This is a genomic window from Variovorax stachyos, assembly GCF_051400855.1.
In the GTDB taxonomy this organism is placed as follows: Bacteria; Pseudomonadota; Gammaproteobacteria; order Burkholderiales; family Burkholderiaceae_C; genus Variovorax.
Window position 1 is genome coordinate 25,111 of sequence record NZ_JBLFFN010000011.1, and the last position, 21,522, is coordinate 46,632.

The window sequence follows — 21,522 nt, forward strand, 5'->3', positions numbered from 1 at the left end:
ACTAGGAGCGCCAGCTTGCCTGCTCCAGAACCTTGAGCAGTCGACAGGCGGAAGATCGAGTGCTTCGCGCAATGTCGAGCGCAAGCTGCACGGGGTACTCCACGAGATCGACGTCGCCGGCCTCGACGCTTTCGATGAAGCCAATGTCACGGCCGATTGCTTGATCGAGTTCGGTGGGCGTGAGCTGGGCCGCGGTTCGAAGCATGGGCACGTACTGGACTTGGTGCAGCAATTCCCAGCATTGCTGGCTGGTGCCGACAGGCGGGGTGACTAGACGGCCTTAGGACTCGTCGTCAATGGCGGCTACCTTGAAGGCAAGGACGTACCCGTGACGGCAAGTTGGCTGGCTGCTCGTGACTCCTGCTCCGACTCGCCTTTCAGCGGCGGATACAAGGGCTCCGCCGTTGAAGTCGCTGGCCCGCACGTCGGGATTTACATGGGTGTTCGCGGGGGCAGCCAAGGAGATCCGCCATGACTACCGTTCAGATCGAACCGCCCGACGCACTGGCGCAGCAAGCCAGGCAAGCCGGGTTGTTCTCGGCACCCAAGTGGAGGCGATGCTGCGCGCGCACTGCGCCGCGAGGCCATGGAGAGCCTGCGCTCGCGGCATGAGCGCGCACCCGAGGAGCTCACGCCCGAGATCGACCAAGAGATCGTCGAGACTGTGCGCGAAGTCCGCCGCCAGCGCCGCCAGCGCGACGCCAACTGAGGGCCGTCACGCGGCTGCCCTCAACGCCGTACGAGGCCTTGGTGTTCGGCATGCCGACACCCCGGTGATGGCCCGGCTAAATGCAAGCCGCACTCCATGGATCCCGCATCGGCCCTGTACCCGCTTCAGTCGCGCAGCGTGAACACCACCGACAGGTACGCCACGGGCAGCTCGCCGATGGCCTCGATGCCGTGCAGCGCCGTGGCGTCGAACAGCAGCGAGTCGCCCGCGCCCAGGCTCACCACCTTGTTGCCGTAACGGTAGCGGACCCGTCCTGCCAGCAGGTACAGGAACTTCACGCCCGGGTGTTGGAACGTCACGTAGGGCTCGGCCCCGGGCAGCAGCGTGACCAGGTAGGGCTCCACGAACAGATTCCCCGAGAGCTGGTGGCCCAGCAGCTCGTAGCGGTAGCCGACCACCGCGCCGATGCGATCCACCAGGATGCCCTTACCCGCGGGCACGTGGCTGAAGTCCGTGCGGCTGGGCTGGTCACCGAAGAAGCGCGAGACCGGCACGCCCAAGCCGTCGGCGATGCGGTCGAGGGTCTCCACCGAGGGGGAGACGAGGCCGCGCTCGATGCGCGAGAGCATTGAGGCGGAGATGCCCGAGCTTTGAGCCAGCCCGCCACCGGAGGCGCCGGCTGCCACGCGCAGGGCGCGCACCTGGCTGCCTATGCGCGAAGCTGACCGGCTGCGAGGCGGCTGCGGCACGGGTGAGTTGCGCAGGCGGCGCAGCACCGATGCTGGCGGCCTCAGGGGCCGGGCCGTCGGAAGCGGCGATGCGGCCTGCCGCTTCATACGGCACCGCCCCGAGGGCGCCCGCCAATCGCACCGAGGCGCTGGCGGCTTTTGCGAAGGCGATCGTTTGGATTGCACATGGGCTGCATCAAGCCATTCGAGGACATGCACAGCATTATGTGTCGTTAAAGACGTTTCCTCCACAGGCACATTTAGAGAGCCTGCGTGCTCATGGCAGCAGGCGCGCGAACCAAGAAGCAGTCCGGCAGCGCGCGCGGCGCCCTGCCCAATGCCGTCACGCTTGCGCTCGGCAGGAACCTGCGACGTTTCCGCGAGGAGGCGGGCATGACGCAGCTGGAGCTGGCCTTCGATGCGGAGGTTGAGCGCTCGCGCATCTCCAAGATCGAGCGCGGGCACATCAACCCCTCGCTGCTGACGCTGGCTTCGCTTTGCTATTGCCTCAAGATCACCTTGCCCAAGCTGTTCGAGGGCGTGAAGGAGACGCTGCCGCCAACCTGGATGGGCGGTTCGCTTCGCCGATCGAATCAGGCCGTCCTGGGCGAGCCACCCGCCAAGGCACGGCGCAGGTAGAGCAGGGCGACGCACCGGTTTACAGCGCAGGCGGTTCTCGCGCTCTGGCATTTCTTCGGCCTCTCGTCGTCTTCTTACTCGGCTTTAGGCGTCAGAGGGCCTCCAGCAGCCACCCGGCGCCGCCGATCGTCTCGGCGTGGGCCTCGGCCACTGATCTTCTCGCTGCGCGCCATGACGCGCAGCGGCGATTCAATGAGAGCGACTGCGGTGGCAACGGCATCCCGCCGCCGCATACACTTCATTGGTTGGTGGCGCGAATCATAGTCACGCAAGCCACAACACAACAGGCAGGTGAAAGTTCAAGCGACGTCAATCCGAGCACTCGGGGTAACACTTACCGGCTCCTGGAGAGACTTAGTCAGCTTATGAACGTCTTATCGAGGTCGCGCCCAGGGTGGATCGCGGTTAAGGCTTTGTTCTGACCTCGAGCTTGAACAAGCTCGTCGCCTCCAGATCCAGCGCCAGCTGCTCCCGCTGATTGAACAGCCGCCATCGCCAGCGCAGGATGCCCAGTGTCGGCCGCTTCTCCGACCGCCGCACCTCGATCACATCCGCGACGAGCCGCAGCGCATCGCCCGGCCGCACAGGGTTAGGCCATTTCACATACGCCAAGCCCGGCGAGGCAAAAGACTCGGACCCGGCCAATGCCGCATCCGTCACCAGCCGCATCGCAATCCCACCGGTGTGCCATCCGCTCGCGATCAGTCCACCGAAAGGACCCGCGGCGGCCGCATCCCCATCGGTGTGGAACCACTGCGGGTCGTACGCCTTCGCGAACTGCAGCAGCTCGGCCTCGGTGACGACATAGGGCCCGGCCTCGATGACCTGCCCCACGTGGAACTCGGCGAACTTCATGGCGCCGAGCTCAGTAGGTCTCGAGGTGCAAGCGGCCTTCGCGCTTGAGCGCAGCGCCGATCGTGTCCCAGTCCAGACCCGCCTCCACTGCCACGTCGCGCAGGGCGAGCACCACTCCCTCTTCCATGCTCTTGAGTCCGCAGACATAGAAGTGGCTCTGCCCATCCTTCAGCAACGCAGCCAGGTCGGCGGCGCGCTCGCGCATGACGTCCTGCACGTAGCGCTTGGGCTGTCCGGGCGTGCGCGAGAAGGCGAAGTTGATGTCGATGAAGTCCTTAGGCAGTGTCTGCAGCGGACCGAAGTAGGGCAGCTCCTGCTGGGTGCGCGCGCCGAAGAAGAGCATGAGCTTGCCGCTCTCGAACTTGCCGCTCTTGCGCAGGCGCCGGCGCCATTCCGTCATCGCGCGCATGGGGGCGCTGCCGGTGCCGGTGCAGATCATCACGATGTGCGACTTGGGATGGTTGGGCATCAGGAAGGAGGTGCCGAAGGGCCCGATGACCTGCACCTTGTCGCCCACCTTGAGGTCGCACACGTAGTTGCTGCAGACACCGCGCACCGGGTTGCCCTGGTGGTCCTGCAGCACGCGCTTTACCGTGAGCGAGATGTTGTTGTAGCCGGGGCGCTCGCCGTTGCGCGGGCTGGCGATGGAGTACTGGCGCGCGAAGTGCGGCTTGCCGTTGGCGTCGGTGCCCGGCGGGATGATGGCGATCGACTGGCCCTCCAGCACCGGGAAGGGCATGGCGCCGAAGTCCAGCACGATATGGTGCGTCTGGTTCTCGTAGCCGGCCTCGGTGCAATTGAAGTTGCCGACCACGGTGGCGGTGGTCGGGCTCTTCGGCGGGAACAGGTTGGTGTAGGCGTGCGCGGCCGACCAGGGCGGCACGGTGGCGCCGAACTGCGCGGAATTGAAAGGCACCTCGCCGGGTGCGGAGGGCGGCTGCGGCGCAGCGGCGGGCTGCGTTTGGACCACCACCTCGTCGGACGAGGCGATGCCCTCGGCCTCCAGCTGCTCGGGCGTGAGCTCGGCGGGCAGCTCGTCCCAGCCGAACTGCTCCTCGATCGAGTAGGCGCGCGCCACGGGCATGGTGCGCCAGTTGTCGATGGAGCCCGTCGGGCAGGGCGAGATACAGGCCATGCAGCCGTTGCAGACATCGGCACGCACCACGTAGTTGCGGTCGTCGTGCGTGATGGCGTTGACGGGGCAGGTGGCCTCGCAGGTGTTGCAGCGGATGCAGATCTCGGGGTCGATCAGGTGCTGCTTGATGACGCCGATTTGGATGGTGGCCGTGTCCATGTTGTGCTCCTAAACTCCCTCCCCTTCCGGGGGAGGGTTGGGTGGGGGCACGCGGTGCGTGTCGTGGGTACGTCCGGTGCCCCCATCCCTGCCTTCCCCCGAAGGGGAAGGAGAAAGACCATCAGCCGAAGCGGACGTATTCGAAATCCACTGGTTGCCGGTTGATGCCCATCACCGGCGGCGCGATCCAGCCGGCGAACTTGCCCGGGTCGACCACGCGGCCCATCAACGATGCCACGAAGGCGAAGTCTTCGGGCGTGGGCAGCCACTCGCTCTTCTTCGCGGCCCACTCGGCCTCGTTCACCACTCGGCCGTCGGGCGACATCTTGATGCCGGCCAGCGCGCCGATCTGGCGGTTGAAGGCCTTGTGCGGGACGGTCAGGCGGGTCGGGATGCCGGCCTTCTCCAGGACCTTGTTCCAGCGGTTCACGCCAGCCACCGAGTCCTTGATGAAGTCGTCGCGCAGCACTTCGTTCAGCGCATTGAGCATCGGCACGTCCTTCTCGACCAGGTGGCCGTTCTGGACTTCGAGCACCTTGTAGGTCTGGCCCTTGAGCACGTGGTCGTCGGTGCGCTTGCCTTCTTCATAACGGCCCTTGAGGCCCGAGCTGTAGAAGGTGGCGGCGTTGCTCGACTGGTCGGCGCCGAACAGGTCGATGGTGACGCTGTAGTGGAAGTTCAGGTAGCGCTGGATGGTGCCGAGGTCGATGGCGCCGGCCGCGCGCACCTTCTGCGGGTCGTCGGTCTTGAGCTCGTTCATCACCTGCGCGGTGCGCGCGAGCACGCGCGACACGCCGCTCTCGCCGACGAACATGTGGTGCGCTTCCTCGGTCAGCATGAACTTCGTGGTGCGCGCCAGCGGGTCGAAGGCGCTCTCGGCCAGCGCCGACAGCTGGAACTTGCCGTCGCGGTCGGTGAAGTAGGTGAACATGAAGAACGCCAGCCAGTCCGGCGTCTTCTCGTTGAAGGCGCCCAGGATGCGCGGGTTGTTCTCGTCGCCCGAGGTGCGCTGCAGCAGGGCCTCGGCCTCCTCGCGGCCGTCGCGGCCGAAGTGCTTGTGCAGCAGGTAGACCATGGCCCACAGGTGGCGGCCCTCTTCCACGTTGATCTGGAACAGGTTGCGCAGGTCGTACATGCTGGGCGCGGTCAGGCCCAGGTGGCGCTGCTGCTCGACCGAGGCCGGCTCGGTGTCACCCTGCGTGACAATGATGCGGCGCAGGTTGGCACGGTGCTCGCCGGGCACGTCCTGCCAGGCCTTCTCGCCCTTGTGGTCGCCGAAGTGGATCTCGCGGTTGGCGTCGCCCGGGTTCAGGAAGATGCCCCAGCGGTAGTCGCGCATCTTCACGTAGTCGAACTGGGCCCAGCCCTGCGGGTCGACGCTGACGGCCGTGCGCAGGTAGACCTCGTAGTTGGTCGAGCCCTCGGGCCCGACGTCGTCCCACCAGTTGATAAAGTTCGGCTGCCAGCCTTCGAGCGCGCGCTGCAGCGTGCGGTCTTCGCTCAGGTTGACGTTGTTGGGGATCTTCTCGCTGTAGTTGATCGTGCTCATCGTTGTTCCTTGCAAAGTTCAGACGTTCAGACGCGGTTGAGGTCGAAGCCGGCTTTCTCGCCGGTGCCATAGACCTTGAGAGCGCCCTTTTCGCCGACGGCGTTCGGGCGGTTGAAGATCCAGTTCTGCCAGGCGGTGAGCCGGCCGAAGATGCGGGTCAGCATGTTCTCCTGGCTGGCGAAGCGCAGGTTGGCCTCGAGGCCTGTAAGCGCGTCGGGCGACATCGCGGCGCGCTCCTCGATGGCGATGCGGATCTCGTCGTCCCAGTCGATGTCGTCGGGCGCGGCGGTGACGAGGCCGAGCTTGAGCGCCTGGTCGGCATCGAGCGGCGTGCCGGCGGCGGCGCGGGCAGCCTCGAGGGGCGCGGCCTCTTCGTAGAAGCGACGCTGCAGGCGGCTCTGGTCGTTGACCATCGGGAAGAAGCCGAAGTTGAACTCGTCCAGCACCAGCTTGGGCGCGTGCTCGGGTGCATCGGGCAGGGCGAGCATGTAGGCGCGGTCGGCCGCGAAGGCCAGCTCGGCCAGGGTGCCGGCGAAGCAGGAGCCGGGCTCGATCAGCGCGAACAGGCTGCGCGAGGAGACGTCCAGGCGGGCCAGGGTGCGGCGCAGCGCGCCGATGGTCTCGCGCACCAGCCAGTGGTCCTTGTTCGCCAGCAGGGTCTGGTCGCTGGCGAGCACGGCCTGCGCATCGCCCTCAGTCTTGAGCAGCCAGGTGCCGATGTCGAGCTCGTTGGTGCGCAGGTTGAGGATGGCGTCGTCGAGCTGGCGCGCCATCGCGAGCGGCCACCAGGCGGCGCCCGCGGCCTCGATGCCGGCGATGTCGGTGGGCTGCGCGCCGGCGGGAGCCTTGACGGTGAGCGTGGCGGTGCGGCGGGCGCGGTCGATCTCGACCGTGACGTGCTCGTAGCGCAGGCTGTCCGGACCGTCCTCGCGCTCGACGCGCGTCAGGGTCACGCCCTTGGCGTCGGCCGGGCGGTCGCTGCCCTCGGCCAGCTTGGCGGCGCGCTCCTGCACGGCGGCGCCGAACTGCGCCGGCTTGGCGATCGCATCGACCAGGCGCCATTCGACGGCGCGCTGGCCGCGCACGCCTTCGACGCTGGTGCAGAAGATGTCGGCCAGGTCGTGGCGCACATGGCGCTTGTCGGTGACGCGGGTAAGGCCGCCGGTGCCGGGCAGCACGCCCAGCAGCGGCACCTCGGGCAGCGAGACGGAAGAGGAGCGGTCGTCGACCAGCAGAATTTCGTCGCAAGCCAGCGCCAGCTCGTAGCCGCCGCCGGCGCAGGCGCCGTTGACGGCCGCCAGGAACTTGATGCCCGAGTGCTTCGACGAGTCCTCGATGCCGTTGCGCGTCTCGTTGGTGAACTTGCAGAAGTTCACTTTCCAGGCGTGGCTGGAGACGCCCAGCATGAAGATGTTGGCACCGGAGCAGAAGATGCGGTCCTTGGCGCTGGTGACGATGACCGAGCGCACTTGCGGATGCTCGAAGCGCACGCGGTTGAGCGCGTCGTGCAGCTCGATGTCCACGCCCAGGTCGTAGCTGTTGAGCTTGAGCTTGTAGCCGGGGCGGATGCCGCCGTCCTCGGCGATGTCCAGCGACAGCCGGGCCACGGAGCCCTCGACGCTGAGCTTCCAGTGGCGGTATTCGGTCGGGTCGGTGCGGTAGTCGACGCGGGCGGGATGGGCAGCGGTTTCGGTCATGTCGCGGTCTCCTGGGGTGCCTGGTTCAATGAACAATAGTGCATTCGGCGTGTGCTATGACATGCATCATGATGCATGTTCGGGGGCGAGTCAAGTTGCCGGGCCACTTTTTTACAAATACGCGATAAAGCGGTCGCGACCCCAGTCTTCAACCCCGGCTCATCGTCTCCCGCACCACCGCCCGAAGCGCCTGGAAGCTCTGCGCCAGGTCCCGCCCGCTGGTGTCAACGCTCAAGTCGGCCTTGGAATAGAAGGCGGCGCGGCCGGCGAGGATGCGGCGCAGGTCGTCCATGGCTTCCTTGCTGGCAGCCATCGGCCGGGTGTCGCCCTGGGCCGCGACGCGGCCCATGTGCTCCTCGGGGGCGGCCTGCAGCCAGACCGTGGTGCAGTGCGACAGCAGCTCGTTGAAGGTGGCGGGGTCGGACACGATGCCGCCCGGCGTGGCGATCACCACCTCGCTGTAGATCTGGATCGCCTCTTCGAGCGCGCGGCGCTCGTAGCGGCGGTAGGCGTTGGTGCCGTACAGGTCGTGGATCTCGCGCACGCTGCAGCCGGCGAGCTTCTCGATCTCGCGGCTGAGCTCGATGAAGGGCACGTCGAGGTCGTCCGCCAGCATCTGGCCCAGCGTGGACTTGCCGGCCCCGCGCAGGCCGATCAGCGCGATGCGCCGATGCCGCGCCGGGTCGCCGGCGGCGGTGCCCAGCAATTCGCCCAGTGCGATGCGGGCGCGCCGCAGGTCGGCCTCGCCGCGGCGCTCGAGCAGCTCGCGGATCAGCAGCCACTCGGGCGAGCTGGTCGTCACGTCGCCCACCAGCTCGGCCAGCGAACAGTGCAGCGCGGTCGCCACCTGCTGCAGCACCAGGATGGAGGCATTGCCGATGCCGTACTCGAGATTGGCCAGGTGCCGCTCCGAGACCTCGGCTGCCTGCGCCACCGCCTTGCGCGTGAGGCCCCGGCGCGCGCGCAGGTTGCGCACCCGCTCGCCCAGCGCCACCAGCAACGGGTTCTTCGCTTCTTCGGCCGGCGGGGCCGCATCGGCGGATGCGCTCAGCACCGCCTCGGCTCGGTCATTCATGTCGCTCCTTCCGCTGCGCGGTCCTGTCGTATACGGGTAAACACCATATATGCACTATATTGCTTGACACCTTTTGTGTCGGTGCTTATGGTTCATTCATAGGCAAGATACTGCACGTGGCCGTTTGCCGCAAGTTTCGTTTCTTCCCACCCATCCATGAATGAGCGCACCACGATGTCCAAGGAATCCTTCCACCAGATCGTCGCCGACGTGACCTCGCAGATCGCCGGCCGCCCGCTCGATGCCGAGCTCGACCGCTGGCTCAACACCGTGCACGGGGTCGGCAGCGAAAGCTACGAGCGCCTGAAACAGGCCTGCATCGACGGTGTCGCCGAAGGCTGGCTGTGCGAGCGCGAGGGCGGCGGCATCAAGTACGGCCGCGTCTTCAAGGCCGACGACGAGCTGCACCGCTTCTCGGTCGACGTGGTGGACATGAAGGACATCAAGGGCCCGCACCACACGCATCCGAACGGCGAGGTCGACCTGATCATGCCGCTGGAAAGCGACGCGACCTTCGACGGCCGGCCGGCGGGCTGGTGCGTCTATCCGCCCGGGTCGGCGCACCACCCGACCGTGGCCCGGGGCCGCGCGCTGGTGCTCTATCTCCTGCCCGAGGGGCAAATTCAATTCAGCAAATGACGCTCTCCCCCAGGTTGGCTCACTTCGTGTAGCCCTCCACCCCTCACCGGGGGCGGCACCAGCGGCCCGGCAAAGCCGGTTCCGCGGTGCCCCCCCGATCAAAACCGGAGTCCACCCAATGACCGAACTTCTTTCCAACTACGTCGCCGGCCGCTGGCAGGCGGGCAACGGCGCCGGCACGCCGCTCTTCGATCCGGTGCTGGGCACCGAGCTGGTTCGCGTCGATGCGGGCGGGCTGGACTTGGCCGAGGCCTTCGGCTTCGCGCGCGAAACCGGCGGCGCGGCCCTGCGGGCGCTGACGTACAAGCAGCGCGCCGGGCTGCTGGCCGCGGTCGTGAAGGTGCTGCAGGCCAACCGCGATGCCTATTACGAGATCGCCACCGCCAACTCCGGCACGGTGAAGAACGACTCGGCCGTGGACATCGACGGCGCGATCTTCACGCTGGGCCAGTACGCGAAATGGGGCGACGCATTGGGCGACGTGCATGCGCTGCGCGACGGCGATGCGGTCAAGCTGGGCAAGGAGCCGGTGTTCCAGTCGCAGCACCTGCAGCTGCCGACGCGCGGCGTGGCGCTCTTCATCAACGCCTTCAACTTCCCCTCCTGGGGCCTTTGGGAGAAGGCGGCGCCGGCCCTGCTCTCGGGCGTGCCGGTGATCGTGAAGCCCGCCACCGCCACCGCCTGGCTCACCCAGCGCATGGTGCGCGACGTGATCGAGGCCGGCGTGTTGCCGGCCGGCGCGCTGTCGGTCGTCTGCGGCAGTTCCGCCGGGCTGATGGACCAGTTGCAGGGCTTCGACGTGGTCTCCTTCACCGGCTCGGCCGACACCGGCGCGGTGATCCGTTCGCATGCCGCCGTGGCGCAGCGCTCCGTGCGCGTGAACATCGAGGCGGACAGCCTCAACTCGGCCCTGCTGCTGCCCGACGCCGCGCCCGACAGCGAGCCTTTCAAGCTGCTGGTGCGCGAAGTGGTACGGGAGATGACCGTCAAGTCGGGCCAGAAGTGCACCGCGATCCGCCGCATCCTCGTGCCGGCCGCCCTGTACGACGCGACGGCCGAAGCCATCGGCGCCAAGCTCGCGGGCATCACGGTCGGCAACCCGCGCAACGAGGGCGTGCGCATGGGCTCGCTGGTGAGCCGCGGACAACTGGACTCGGTTCGCGAGGGCCTGGAGGCACTCAAGGCGCAGGCCGAAGTGCTGCATGACGGCAGCCAGGCGCAACTGGTCGACGCCGACCCCGCCGTGGCGGCCTGCATCGGCCCCGTGCTGCTGGGCGCGCGCGATGCCGACGCAGCGCAGCGGGTGCACGACGTGGAGGTCTTCGGCCCGGTCGCCACCCTGCTGCCCTACCGCGACCTCGACCACGCGGTCGCGCTCGCGCATCGCGGCCAGGGTTCGCTGGTCACCTCGCTCTATGGCGCCGACGAGGCCGCGCTGGCCCAGGCTGCGGTGCAGCTGGCCGTCAGCCATGGCCGCGTGCATGTGATCACGCCCGATGTCGCGCAGGCCCACACCGGCCACGGCAACGTGATGCCGCACTCGCTGCACGGTGGCCCCGGCCGCGCGGGCGGCGGCGGCGAGCTGGGCGGGCTGCGCGCGCTGGACTTCTACCACCGCCGCGCCGCGGTGCAGGCCAGCCCCGGCGTGCTGGCGCAGCTGGGCCTGGCAGCCCAGGCCTGAGCCTGCGCAGGAAGAGACCAGACCACCGCACCCGGAGAGAACACGATGAGCCTGCCCGCCCGATTCAACTTCGCCGAACACCTGTTCGCCCTCAACCGCGGCCGCGCGCAGAAGATCGCCTATGTCGACGACCGCGGCACCCTGCCCTACGGCCAGCTGGAGGAGCGCGCACGCCGGCTCGCCGCCGCGCTGCTCGCCGCCGGCGTGAAGCGCGAAGACCGCGTGCTGCTGCTGATGCTCGACAGCAGCGACTGGCCGGTGAGCTTTCTCGGCTGCCTCTATGCCGGTGTCGTGCCGGTGGCCGTCAACACGCTGCTGACTTCGGACGACTACGCCTACATGCTGGCCAACAGCGACGCCAAGGCGGCGCTGGTTTCCGGCGCGCTGCTGTCCGTGCTGCAGGATGCGCAGCGCAAGGGCTCGCATGCGCTGAAGGCGCTGTTCGTCTCCCAGCCGACCGGCCCGCTGCCCGAAGGCGCACAGGAATTCGAAGCGGCGCTCGCCGCGCACGAGCCGCTGCCGGAGCCCGCGGCGACCGCGCCGACGGACCACGCCTTCTGGCTCTATTCCTCCGGCTCCACCGGCAAGCCCAAGGGCACGGTGCACACGCACGGCAACCCGTGGTGGACGGCCGAGCTCTACGGCAAGCCGGTGCTGGGGCTGACGGAGAACGACGTCTGCTTCTCGGCCGCCAAGCTCTACTTCGCCTACGGGCTGGGCAATGCGCTGACCTTCCCGCTCTCGGTGGGGGCCACGGTGCTGTTGATGGCGGAGCGCCCGACGCCCGATGCGACCTTCAAGCGGTGGACGGGCGAGCACAAACCGACGGTGTTCTTCGGCGCGCCCACGGGTTTCGCCGGCATGCTCGCTTCCCCCAACCTGCCCGCCCGCGAGCAGGTGTCGCTGCGCATGTGCTCCTCCGCCGGCGAGGCGCTGCCGGGCGAGCTGGCGCAACGCTTCAAGCAGCATTTCGGCTGCGAGATCATCGACGGCATCGGTTCCACCGAGATGCTGCACATCTTCATTTCCAACCGGCCCGGCGACATCCGCTACGGCACCACCGGCCGGCCGGTCGAGGGCTATGAGATCGAGCTGCGCGGCGAGGACGGCAAGCCCGTCGGCGTGGGCGAGGTGGGCGACCTCTATATCAAGGGCCCGAGCACGGCGGTGATGTACTGGGGCAACCCCGAGAAGAGCGCCGAGACCTTCCGCGACGGGTGGACCAAGAGCGGCGACAAGTACTCGCGCGACGCCGACGGCTACTACACCTACGCCGGCCGCAGCGACGACATGCTCAAGGTCAGCGGTATCTACGTCTCGCCCTTCGAGGTCGAGGCCACGCTGATGCAGCACCCGGCCGTGCTCGAAGCCGCGGTGATCGGCAAGGAAGACGCGGACGGGCTGACCAAGACCAAGGCCTACGTGGTGCGCAAGGCGGGCCAGGCGGTGAGCGAAGAGGAGCTCAAGGCCTTCGTGAAGGAGCGCCTCGCGCCGTACAAGTACCCGCGCTTCATCGAGTTCGTGGAAGAGCTGCCGAAGACCGCCACGGGCAAGATCCAGCGCTTTCGGCTGCGCGAGCGGGAGCAGAAGGCGTGAGCACGGATTCCGAATTCGCCGCCATCCGCTGGCGGGAGAAGGATGTGCGCGTCGAATACCTGCGCATCGCCCCGGACCGCACCGACGCCCCGCTCCTCGTCTTCCTGCACGAGGGCCTGGGCTCGATCGCGATGTGGAAGGACTTCCCGCAGCGCCTGTGCGACGCGGGCGGCTTTCGGGGCCTGGTGTTCTCGCGCCCCGGCTACGGGCGCTCCACGGCGCGCGCAGCGGACGAAACCTGGGACGTCGACTTCATGCACCGCCAGGCCCACGAGGTGCTGCCGGCCTTCTTCGAAGCCGTCGGCCTTCAGGAGAAACCCTGGCTCTTCGGCCACAGCGACGGCGCTTCGATCGCGCTGCTGTACGCGGCGCGCTTCCCCGAACGCGTGGCCGGCCTGGTGGTGCTGGCGCCGCACATCTTCGTGGAGGACGTGACCGTGGCCAACATCGAGCTCGCACGCCAGGCCTACCTGGAAACCGACCTGCCGAAGAAGCTGGGCCGCTACCACGACGACGTCGATTCCGCCTTCTGGGGCTGGAACCGCATCTGGCTCCACCCGCCTTTCAGGCAATGGAGCATCGAGGCAGAGCTCGATGGCATCCGTTGCCCGCTTCTTGCCATCCAGGGCATCGACGACGAGTACGGCACACTCGCGCAGATCCGCGGTATCGCCCAGCGCGTGCCCGGCACCGCATTGGTGGAACTCCCCGACTGCGGGCATTCCCCGCATCGCGACCAGCCCGAAAAAGCGATAGTTGCGACCGTTTCATTCATCAACGACGACAGGAGTTAACCATGACCACCCCCACCGCAAGTCTGGCCCGCAGCACGTTGACGGCCCTCGCGCTGGCCTGCCTCGCGACGCTGGGCCACGCCCAGCAGGGCAAGCTCAAGGTCGGCCTGATGCTGCCCTTCAGCGGCACCTACGCCGCGCTCGGCACGGCCATCGAGAACGGCTTCAAGCTCCATGTCGAGGAGAACGGCGGCAAGCTCGGCGGCCGCGAGATCGAGTACATCAAGGTCGACGACGAGTCCGACCCGGCCAAGGCCACCGACAACGTCAACAAGCTGATCAAGCGCGACAACGTCGACGTCATCGTCGGCACCGTGCACTCCGGCGTGGCCATGGCGATGGCCAAGGCCGCCAAGGAAAGCGGCACCGTGCTGATCGTGCCCAACGCCGGTGCCGATGCGGTGACCGGCCCGATGTGCGCGCAGAACATCTTCCGCAGCTCCTTCTCGAACTGGCAGCCGGCCTACGCGATGGGCGAGGTCGCGGCCAAGCAGGGCAAGAAGACCGCCATGACCATCACCTGGAAGTACGCGGCCGGCGACGAGTCGGTGGCCGGCTTCAAGGAAGGCTTCGAAAAGGGCGGCGGCAAGGTGCTGAAGCAGCTCACCGTGCCCTTCCCCAACGTCGAGTTCCAGGCGCTCCTGACCGAGATCGCGGCGGCCAAGCCCGATGCGGTGTATTCGTTCTTCGCGGGCGGCGGCGCGGTCAAGTTCGTCAAGGACTATGCGGCCGCGGGCCTGAACAAGAACATCCCGCTCTACGGCCCCGGCTTCCTGACCGACGGCACGCTCGACGCGCAGGGCGAGTCGGCACAGGGCATGCTGACCACGCTGCACTATGCCGACGGCCTCAACACTCCGCGCGACAACAAGTTCCGCACCGAGTACGCCAAGATGTTCAAGATGCAGCCCGACGTGTACGCGGTGCAGGGCTACGACGCCGCGCAGATGCTGGCCATCGGCCTGAACGCGACCAAGGGCGACCTCACCAAGAAGGCCGACTTCGCCGCCGCCATCGAGAAGGCGAAGATCGACAGCCCGCGCGGCGCCTTCACCATGGGCAAGTCGCACAACCCGGTGCAGGACATCTACCTGCGCAAGGTCGACGGCAAGGAGAACAAGGTCGTCAACGTCGCCGTCAAGGGCCTGGCCGACCCGGCCCGCGGCTGCAAGATGTGATCGGCTTCCTCCAACACTGAAAGTGATGACCTGTCGTGGACTTCGGTACCTTTCTTGTCCAATGCCTGAATTCGGTTCAGTACGGGCTTCTGTTGTTCCTGGTGGCCTCCGGACTGACGCTGATCTTCGGCATCATGGGCGTGATCAACCTCGCCCACGGCAGCTTCTACATGATCGGCGCGTACATGGCGTTCGCGCTCGCGCCGCTCTTCGGTAACCAGTTCATCGTGATGCTGCTGGCGGGCGTGGTGCTCACCGCGCTCTTCGGCTACGTGCTGGAGTGGGCCTTCTTCAGCTATCTCTACCAGCGCGATCACCTGCAGCAGGTGCTGATGACGTACGGCCTGATCCTCGTCTTCGAGGAGCTGCGATCGATCCTGGTGGGCAACGACGTGCACGGCGTGCCCGTGCCGCCCTGGCTGAGCGGCAGCTTCGCGCTCGGCGACCTCATGAGCTACCCGTGGTACCGGCTCTTCGCCTCGGCCGCCTGCATCGTGCTCGCGATCGGGCTGTACTACGTGGTCAACCGCACGCGCCTGGGCATGATGATCCGCGCCGGCGCCAGCAACCGCGACATGGTGCGCGGGCTGGGCATCGACATCCGCAGGCTCTATCGCATCGTCTTTGCGGCCGGCGTGGCGCTGGCCGCGCTGGCGGGGATGATCGCGGCGCCCATGTCCTCGGTCTATCCGAACATGGGTGCGAGCGTGCTGATCATCTGCTTCGTCGTGGTGGTGATCGGCGGCATCGGCTCCATCACCGGCGCGCTGGTGGCGTCGCTGCTGGTGGGCTTCGTCGATACCTTCGGCAAGGTATTTTTTGCCGAGCTGAGCGGCATCGGCGTGTATGTGTTGATGGCGATCATCCTGATCTGGCGTCCAGAGGGCCTGATGGGGCGCAAGACCTGACATGAAAAGCTTTTCTTACTACCTGCCGCTCCTGTGCGCCATCGCCCTCGCGGCGCTCGGCCCCTTCCTCGGCCCGTATCTTGGCGACCTGGTGGTCAAGGTGATGATCCTCGCCATCTTCGCGCTCAGCCTCGAACTGCTGGTCGGCATGACCGGCCTGGTGAGCCTGGGCCACGCGGCGTTCTATGGCATCGGCGCCTATGCCACCGTGCTCGGTTCGGGCAAGGAGGGCGGATCGATCGCGATGCTGCTGCCGCTGGCCATGGGCTGCGCGGCGGCCTATGCGCTGGTGACCGGCGCGCTGAGCCTGCGCACGCGCGGCGTGTACTTCATCATGGTCACGCTGGCCTTCGCGCAGATGGCCTTCTTCGTCTTCCACGACACCCCGGTGGGCGGCGGCAGCGACGGCATCTACATGTACATCCGCCCGGTGCTGGGCCCGCTCGACATGGAGAACAGCAAGGTGCAGTTCTACTTCGTCCTCGGCGCGCTGGTCTTCACCTACGGGCTGCTGGCGCTGATCCGACGTTCGCGCTTCGGTGCCGCGCTGGCCGGCATCCGCGTCAACGAGCAGCGCATGCGCGCGGCGGGTTTTCCGGTGTATGGGTACAAGCTCGCGGCCTTCGTCATCGCCGGCGCGCTGGCCGGCTTGGCGGGCTTTCTCGTCGCCTCGCGCGACGGCGTGGTCAACCCCGAGCTGCTGGCCTGGCACAACTCCGGCGAGGTGCTGCTGATGATCATCCTCGGCGGCCTCGGCCACCTGCGCGGCGCGGTCATCGGGGCGGTGGCCTTCACGCTGCTGAAGGAGCTGCTGTCCACCCACGCCATCGTCGGCCCGCTGGCCGACCACTGGCAATTGACGCTGGGCCTGGCCATCATCGCCTTCGTCGCCCTACTGCCCAAGGGCATCGTCGGGCTGCGTGTGCGCGTCATGCCGAAGAAGGAGGCTGCAGCATGACGAAACTGCTGGAAGTCGAGACGCTGACGCGCCGCTTCGGCGGCCTGGTCGCGGTCAACAAGGTGACGCTGGACCTGCACCGCGGCGAAGTGCATGCGGTGATCGGCACCAACGGCGCGGGCAAGTCCACGCTGATCAACATGCTCTCGGGCGAGATCGAGGCCTCCGACGGCCGCATCACGCTCGACGGGGAGGAAATCACCAGGCGCGCGCAGTTCCGCCGCGCACTCGCCGGCGTGGGCCGCAGCTACCAGCGCACCACGATCTTTCCGGAATTCACCGTGCTGGAGAACTGCCGCCTCGCGGCGCAGGCCGCAGCGCCGAAGCCGTGGGCGATCTGGGAATCGTCGGAGAGCTGCGCCTACAGCAATGGCGCCGCGCGCGAGGCCCTGGAGGCCGCGGGCCTGAGCGCCGTGGCCGGCCGCATCGCCGGCACGCTGAGCCACGGTGCCAAGCGCCAGCTCGAGGTCGCGATGTGCCTGGCCACCAAGCCGCGCGTGCTGCTGCTCGACGAGCCGCTGGCGGGCATGGGTGCGGAGGAGACCGAGCGCATGCTGGGCCTTCTGAGCAACCTCAAGGCCACGCACGCCATCCTGCTGGTGGAGCACGACATGGATGCGGTGTTCCGCATTGCGGATCGCATCACGGTGATGGTCAACGGGACCGTGATTGCGACAGGCGACCCGGCTTCGATTCGCGTGAATCCCGAAGTGCGTACGGCCTATCTGGGCGAGGAACACTGAGATGCTGCAGATCGAAGGGCTCAACACCTACTACGGCGACAGCCACATCCTGCGGGGCGTGGATGTCTCGCTGCCCTCGGCGACCTCCATGGGGTTGCTGGGGCGCAATGGGATGGGGAAGACGACGCTGATCCGGTCTTTGATGGGCTATGTGCGGCCGGCCTCGGGGCGGGTGAAGCTGGATGGTGATGACGTCACCGGCTGGGCGCCGGAGAAGATGGCGCGGCGCGGCATCGGGTATGTGCCCGAAGGGCGGGGGATCTTTCCGAACCTCTCGGTGCGGGAGAACCTGGTGATGAGTGCGCGGGCCGGGCTCGATGGGAAGCGGGAGTGGACCTTCGATCGGGTCATGCACACGTTCCCGCGGCTGACGGAGCGGCTGTCGCATGGCGGGCAGCAGCTGTCGGGTGGGGAGCAGCAGATGCTGTCGATCGGGCGGGCGTTGATGACGAATCCGCGGTTGCTGATCCTGGACGAGGCGACAGAAGGGCTGGCGCCGCTGATCGTGGCGGAGATCTGGCGGGTGATTGCGGATATCCGCGCCACCGGGATCGCGACGCTGATCGTGGATCGGGACTGGCGGAAGGTGCTGGGGCACACCGAGCAGGCGGTGGTGATGGAGAAGGGAAAGATCGTGCGGCAGGGGCCTTCGGCGGGCCTGCTTGCAGAGCCGAAGGTGTTGGAGGAACTGCTCGGTGTATGACGCCGCGCGGGCACCGCGGCGCCGCAGCTTCTGCGACGACGTGGCGCTCGTGCGCAACGCGGCCGGCGAGCCGGTGGCACGAACGCGCGACGAATGGCGCGGCATTCCGACCGCGCTGCTGGAGATTCCGGCACGCGCCGAGAGCGGCCCCAAGTACGCCGACAACCCCACGGTGCTGATCGCGACCTCGGGCCGCGGCCGCCGCTGGTATCGCCGCGCCGGCGCCGATCGCATGCTCTCCACCTGCCCGAGCATGGTGGAGCTCTACGAGACCGGCTACGAGATCGAGCATGCGCGGTGGGAGGGCGTGAGCGGCGAATGCATCGCGCTGCAATTTCCCCCCGCCACCATCAGTGCATTGCTGCACGGGGAGGCGGCCGATCTGCGCATCGAGACGCGGCACGAGGTGTTCGACGGGTGGTGAGCCTTGGCATGGCGCTGTTGCGCGAGGCCAGGCTGGGCGCGGCAAGCACCGGCACCCTGTATGTGGAAGGCCTGTCGATCGCCATGCTGGGCATCCTGCGAGAGCGCCATGGCGGTGGCGGTGCTGCATCGCCGCAGCCCCCGACCGGCCTGTCGCCGACCCAGCGGGCACGGGTGATCGACTTCATTGCCGCACACCTGGGCGAGGACCTCAGCGTTTCACGCCTCGCCGAGCAGGCGGCACTGAGTCCCTACCATTTCGCCCGCGCCTTCAAGACCTCCTTCGAACTCTCGCCACATCGCTACGTGCAGCAACAGCGCGTCGACGAGGCGCTGCGCCTCCTGCGCACGGCGAGCGAGCGTTCCATCGCCGACATCGCCTTCGGCCTGGGCTTCTCGAGCCAGGCGCATTTCACCGAAGTATTCCGCCGCCACACCGGCACGACGCCCGGCCGGTTGCGCAGCCACTGAGCGCAGCAGCAGCATCCCGATAGCGCCCCGCAGCTTTTCGACAGACCGGCAGCCGCGTCCTGCCTATCGTCTCCGCCCGTGGCCTCGAAGCCGCGATGACAACACAGGAGACACACACCATGCTGCGATGCCCTTCCCCTCTCATGATCCCGCCATCGCCGAGGCGCTTGCGCGCCGCGGCAGCGGCTTCCTTCGCCCTGCTCGCCGGTTGCGGAGGCGGAAGTGGGGGCGGGGGGTTCCTTCCGTTCGTGGCTGCGCCGGCGCCCGCACCCGCGCCTGCGCCCGCTGCATTGGCATGCGACGAATCGCTGAAGACCGCCTTCAAGCCCGACGCGAACACCACCGTCACGCTGGTCAGGCAGTTCAAGAAGGGCGATGACCTCAACCTCAATGGCACCCCGTCGGGCAGCACGGCCGCCAATGACCTCTGCCTGGTGAAGCTCAATGTCGGCCCCGGCAATCCCGGACCCGCGGATGCGCCATCGACTTCGCCCGGCATCGGCATCGAGGTCTGGCTGCCTGCCAAGACGGCCTGGAACAGCCGCCTGCACGTGCTCGGCGGCGGCGGCTTCGAGGGCGACCCGACGATCAGCGCGCTCGACCGCATCGGCAGAGGCAGCGGCGTCGATTCGCCGGCCCGCGTGGCGGGAACCGAGGGCTCGGTGAGCGCGATCACCGACACCGGCCACCGCTCGTCGTCGCCCATCACCGTGATGGACGGCTCCTTCGCCATGAAGCCGGACGGCACCATCAACACCACCTTGTGGAACGACTTCACCAGCCGAGGCATCCACGAGATGAGCGTCAAGGCCAAGGCCCTCGCCACCGGCTTCTACGGCCAGGCGCCGCAGTACTCGTACTGGGACGGCTGCTCCACCGGCGGGCGCCAGGGCCACATGGAGGCGCAGGTCAACCCCGAGGACCTCGATGGCATCCTCGCCGGCAACAGCGCCATCAACTGGACCACCTTCATCACCAGCGAGCTCTATCCCCAGATCGTGATGCAGCGCGACCTGGGGGCGCCCATTCCGCCGGCGCAGCTGACGCTGGCCTCCTCCGCCGCGGTGAGCGCCTGCGACAGCGCGCTCACCGGCCAGCATGAGGGCTTCATCAGCCACCCCGCGGCGTGCAAGTACGACCCGACGCAGGATGCGTCCGTGCTGTGCACCAGCAGCGGCGGCACCAATGCGACCACAGCCTGCCTCAGCACGGCCCAGGCCCGTGCCATCAACAAGATCTGGTACGGGCAGACGCGCGGCACCGCGCTCGGCAATCCCGTCCTGCGCGGCTTCGGCTTGGCCGATTCGGTGAATGGCGTGCCCGTGCCCTTCGGCATCGCGGTCGACCAGGTCGCGCTCAACCTGCAGGACCCGACCATCGCAGGCCCGGGCTTCAAGAACGCCACCGGCAACGGCGCCAACCGCTGGCAGGCCCTGAGCTACGAGCAGCTCGCCAACGCCAGCGACCGCGGTGTGGCGCTGCAGGGTGCCTTCGGCAACATCAATGCCAACAACCCCGACCTCACGCGCTTCCGCGACCGCGGCGGCAAGCTGCTGACCTATCACGGCCTTGCGGATTAGCTGATTCCGGACGCGGGAACGCGGCACTACTACGAGCGTGCGGCGACGGCGATGGGGGGAATGGATGCGCTGCAGAAGTTCTACCGCTACCTGCCGATCCCGGCGATGGGCCATTGCGCGGGCGTCGGCTCGGTCGATGGGCTGGCGGGCACGAGCCCCAAGGCCGACCCACCGCTGCCGGCACAGAGGCAGCTCTTCACTGCGCTGACCGATTGGGTGGAGAAGGGGGTGGCGCCGGACAACGTGGTGGTGGCGAACTCGAGCAAGTCGCTGAGGCGGCCGCTGTGCAGCTATCCGAAGAAGATTGTTTTCGTGGGTGGCGCGGTGGGGTCAGCGGGGAGTTACGCCTGTCGACCACGAGTCTCCGTTCAATGTTTGTCCACCATGCACTCGATGAATGCACGCAGCCCGGGCGGGACATGGCGCCGGCTGGGATGGTAGAGAAACAGCCCCGGCCGTGTGATCGACCAGTCGCCGAGCACCTGCACCAGCTGTCCTTGAGCGAGATGCTCATCCACGCTCGTGCGCTCGAAGGCGTAGGCGATGCCCAGTCCCTGCAGTGCCGCAGCCACGCCGATGTCGGAATTGTTGGTCACGAGCGGGCCGTCGACTGACACTTCGATCCGCTTGCCCTTCTTTTCGAACTCCCAACGGTAGGCGCGCCCGTCGGCCTGGAGTCGCCAGTTGATGCAGGCGTGGTTGTGCAGATCAGCGGGCGTGCGCGGCGTGCCACGGCGCGCCAGGTAGTCCGCAGACGCGACCGCGACCATCTTCACGTCCGGCGTCAGGCGCACGGCGATCATGTCCTTTTCCAGCCGCCCTCCAACGCGGATGCCGGCATCGAAGCGACCGGCGACGATGTCGCTCAGTCCATCGTCGACAACGATGTCCAGTGCGACTGCGGGGTGCGCACGATGAAAGCGCCCGAGCCTTGGAGCGATCACCTGCCGGACCGCCATGCCCAGCGTGTTGATGCGCAACGCGCCGCGCGTCTGCCCGGCGGCGGCACTTGCCTCGTCCACGGCCTCGGCCATTTCCCTGAACAGCGGTGCGATGCGCCCGTACAGCTGCGCCCCCGTGGCGGTCGGCGCCACGCTGCGCGTCGTGCGGTTCAGCAGCCGTGTGCCCAGCCGCGCCTCGAGCTGGCGGATGGTCTGGCTCAGCGCGGAGGGCGACAGCCCCAGATGCTCCGCGGCTCGCGCGAAGCTTGCCCGCTCGATCACGGCGGAAAAGGCTTTCAACTCGGCATATTCCGATCCGCGCATTGTGTATTGCTCTCTTCACAGCCCATGAAGATTCTAGGCGATTCACTAATTGGTACCGGAGGCGCATCCTGGCGGC

General features: G+C 67.5%; 21 protein-coding genes and 1 pseudogene. 14 read left to right on the top strand and 8 right to left on the bottom strand.

The genetic code is table 11. The features are described from left to right. Window position 1 precedes the first annotated feature (1 nt). Complete coding sequence (locus tag ACMGEZ_RS19450) at window positions 2-205, bottom strand: hypothetical protein (RefSeq protein ID WP_436823919.1); 204 nt, start codon at window positions 203-205, stop codon at window positions 2-4. A gap of 381 nt (window positions 206-586) precedes the next feature. Here ACMGEZ_RS19450 and ACMGEZ_RS19455 point away from each other — a divergent pair, with 381 nt between their 5' ends. After that, window positions 587-709 carry a hypothetical protein gene (locus tag ACMGEZ_RS19455; protein ID WP_436823920.1) on the top strand — a complete coding sequence of 41 codons (123 nt, stop codon included), beginning with the start codon at window positions 587-589 and terminating at the stop codon, window positions 707-709. A gap of 125 nt (window positions 710-834) precedes the next feature. On the opposite strand, the gene ACMGEZ_RS19460 is transcribed toward ACMGEZ_RS19455, so the two are convergent. Continuing rightward, window positions 835-1,371, bottom strand: a complete 537-nt coding sequence (locus ACMGEZ_RS19460) for a helix-turn-helix domain-containing protein (protein WP_436823921.1) — start codon at window positions 1,369-1,371, stop codon at window positions 835-837. A 306-nt stretch (window positions 1,372-1,677) separates the two neighbouring features. Between ACMGEZ_RS19460 and ACMGEZ_RS19465 the strand changes: the two genes are divergently transcribed. Next, window positions 1,678-2,037 (top strand): helix-turn-helix domain-containing protein, encoded by a 360-nt coding sequence (locus ACMGEZ_RS19465; RefSeq protein ID WP_436824070.1) that lies wholly within the window; start codon window positions 1,678-1,680, stop codon window positions 2,035-2,037. A gap of 405 nt (window positions 2,038-2,442) precedes the next feature. Here ACMGEZ_RS19465 and ACMGEZ_RS19470 read toward each other — a convergent pair whose 3' ends face one another. The 5 genes from ACMGEZ_RS19470 to ACMGEZ_RS19490 form a co-directional block, all read right to left on the bottom strand. After that, complete coding sequence (locus ACMGEZ_RS19470) at window positions 2,443-2,892, bottom strand: MaoC family dehydratase (RefSeq protein ID WP_436823922.1); 450 nt, start codon at window positions 2,890-2,892, stop codon at window positions 2,443-2,445. 10 nt (window positions 2,893-2,902) lie between these two features. Continuing rightward, a complete protein-coding gene (gene boxA / locus ACMGEZ_RS19475; protein WP_436823923.1) occupies window positions 2,903-4,186 on the bottom strand; it encodes a benzoyl-CoA 2,3-epoxidase subunit BoxA in 1,284 nt (427 codons plus the stop codon). Between the two features lie 121 nt (window positions 4,187-4,307). Further along, complete coding sequence (boxB, locus tag ACMGEZ_RS19480; protein WP_436823924.1) at window positions 4,308-5,735, bottom strand: benzoyl-CoA 2,3-epoxidase subunit BoxB; 1,428 nt, start codon at window positions 5,733-5,735, stop codon at window positions 4,308-4,310. 26 nt (window positions 5,736-5,761) lie between these two features. Then, window positions 5,762-7,432, bottom strand: a complete 1,671-nt coding sequence (gene boxC, locus ACMGEZ_RS19485; RefSeq protein WP_436823925.1) for a 2,3-epoxybenzoyl-CoA dihydrolase — start codon at window positions 7,430-7,432, stop codon at window positions 5,762-5,764. Window positions 7,433-7,580: 148 nt separating this feature from the next. Continuing rightward, window positions 7,581-8,507, bottom strand: coding sequence for a helix-turn-helix transcriptional regulator (locus ACMGEZ_RS19490; protein ID WP_436823926.1), 927 nt, complete (start codon window positions 8,505-8,507; stop codon window positions 7,581-7,583). A gap of 174 nt (window positions 8,508-8,681) precedes the next feature. On the opposite strand from ACMGEZ_RS19490, the gene ACMGEZ_RS19495 reads away from it, so the two are divergent. The 12 genes and pseudogenes from ACMGEZ_RS19495 to ACMGEZ_RS19550 all read left to right on the top strand — a co-directional run bounded on the left by ACMGEZ_RS19495 (window position 8,682) and on the right by ACMGEZ_RS19550 (window position 20,622). Further along, window positions 8,682-9,146 carry a 4-hydroxylaminobenzoate lyase gene (locus ACMGEZ_RS19495; RefSeq protein WP_436824071.1) on the top strand — a complete coding sequence of 155 codons (465 nt, stop codon included), beginning with the start codon at window positions 8,682-8,684 and terminating at the stop codon, window positions 9,144-9,146. Between the two features lie 118 nt (window positions 9,147-9,264). Further along, window positions 9,265-10,827: a 3,4-dehydroadipyl-CoA semialdehyde dehydrogenase gene (locus tag ACMGEZ_RS19500; RefSeq protein ID WP_436823927.1), complete on the top strand. Its 1,563-nt coding sequence runs from the start codon at window positions 9,265-9,267 to the stop codon at window positions 10,825-10,827. Window positions 10,828-10,872: 45 nt separating this feature from the next. Then, entirely contained in the window at window positions 10,873-12,423 is a 1,551-nt protein-coding gene (locus tag ACMGEZ_RS19505) for a benzoate-CoA ligase family protein (RefSeq protein ID WP_436823928.1), read from the top strand. After that, window positions 12,420-13,217 carry an alpha/beta fold hydrolase gene (locus tag ACMGEZ_RS19510; protein ID WP_436823929.1) on the top strand — a complete coding sequence of 266 codons (798 nt, stop codon included), beginning with the start codon at window positions 12,420-12,422 and terminating at the stop codon, window positions 13,215-13,217. Before ACMGEZ_RS19505 ends, ACMGEZ_RS19510 begins: the two co-directional genes overlap by 4 nt. 2 nt (window positions 13,218-13,219) lie before the next feature. Next, a complete protein-coding gene (locus ACMGEZ_RS19515) occupies window positions 13,220-14,395 on the top strand; it encodes an ABC transporter substrate-binding protein (protein ID WP_436823930.1) in 1,176 nt (391 codons plus the stop codon). A gap of 35 nt (window positions 14,396-14,430) precedes the next feature. Next, window positions 14,431-15,303, top strand: coding sequence for a branched-chain amino acid ABC transporter permease (locus ACMGEZ_RS19520; RefSeq protein WP_436823931.1), 873 nt, complete (start codon window positions 14,431-14,433; stop codon window positions 15,301-15,303). 1 nt (window position 15,304) lies between these two features. Next, a complete protein-coding gene (locus ACMGEZ_RS19525) occupies window positions 15,305-16,261 on the top strand; it encodes a branched-chain amino acid ABC transporter permease (RefSeq protein WP_436823932.1) in 957 nt (318 codons plus the stop codon). Then, window positions 16,258-17,004 carry an ABC transporter ATP-binding protein gene (locus tag ACMGEZ_RS19530; RefSeq protein ID WP_436823933.1) on the top strand — a complete coding sequence of 249 codons (747 nt, stop codon included), beginning with the start codon at window positions 16,258-16,260 and terminating at the stop codon, window positions 17,002-17,004. The genes ACMGEZ_RS19525 and ACMGEZ_RS19530 overlap by 4 nt, the downstream gene beginning before the upstream one ends. A gap of 1 nt (window position 17,005) precedes the next feature. Then, on the top strand, window positions 17,006-17,707 hold the full coding sequence (locus ACMGEZ_RS19535; protein WP_436823934.1) for an ABC transporter ATP-binding protein: 702 nt from the start codon (window positions 17,006-17,008) through the stop codon (window positions 17,705-17,707). Beyond that, window positions 17,700-18,131: a hypothetical protein gene (locus ACMGEZ_RS19540; protein WP_436823935.1), complete on the top strand. Its 432-nt coding sequence runs from the start codon at window positions 17,700-17,702 to the stop codon at window positions 18,129-18,131. The genes ACMGEZ_RS19535 and ACMGEZ_RS19540 overlap by 8 nt, the downstream gene beginning before the upstream one ends. An 8-nt stretch (window positions 18,132-18,139) precedes the next feature. Next, a complete protein-coding gene (locus tag ACMGEZ_RS19545) occupies window positions 18,140-18,601 on the top strand; it encodes a helix-turn-helix domain-containing protein (protein ID WP_436823936.1) in 462 nt (153 codons plus the stop codon). A gap of 434 nt (window positions 18,602-19,035) precedes the next feature. Continuing rightward, window positions 19,036-20,622, top strand: a pseudogene (locus ACMGEZ_RS19550) (tannase/feruloyl esterase family alpha/beta hydrolase). Here ACMGEZ_RS19550 and ACMGEZ_RS19555 read toward each other — a convergent pair. After that, window positions 20,550-21,446 (bottom strand): LysR family transcriptional regulator, encoded by an 897-nt coding sequence (locus ACMGEZ_RS19555; protein WP_436823937.1) that lies wholly within the window; start codon window positions 21,444-21,446, stop codon window positions 20,550-20,552. The pseudogene ACMGEZ_RS19550 and the gene ACMGEZ_RS19555 sit on opposite strands and share 73 nt — an antisense overlap. Between the last annotated feature and the right edge of the window lie 76 nt (window positions 21,447-21,522).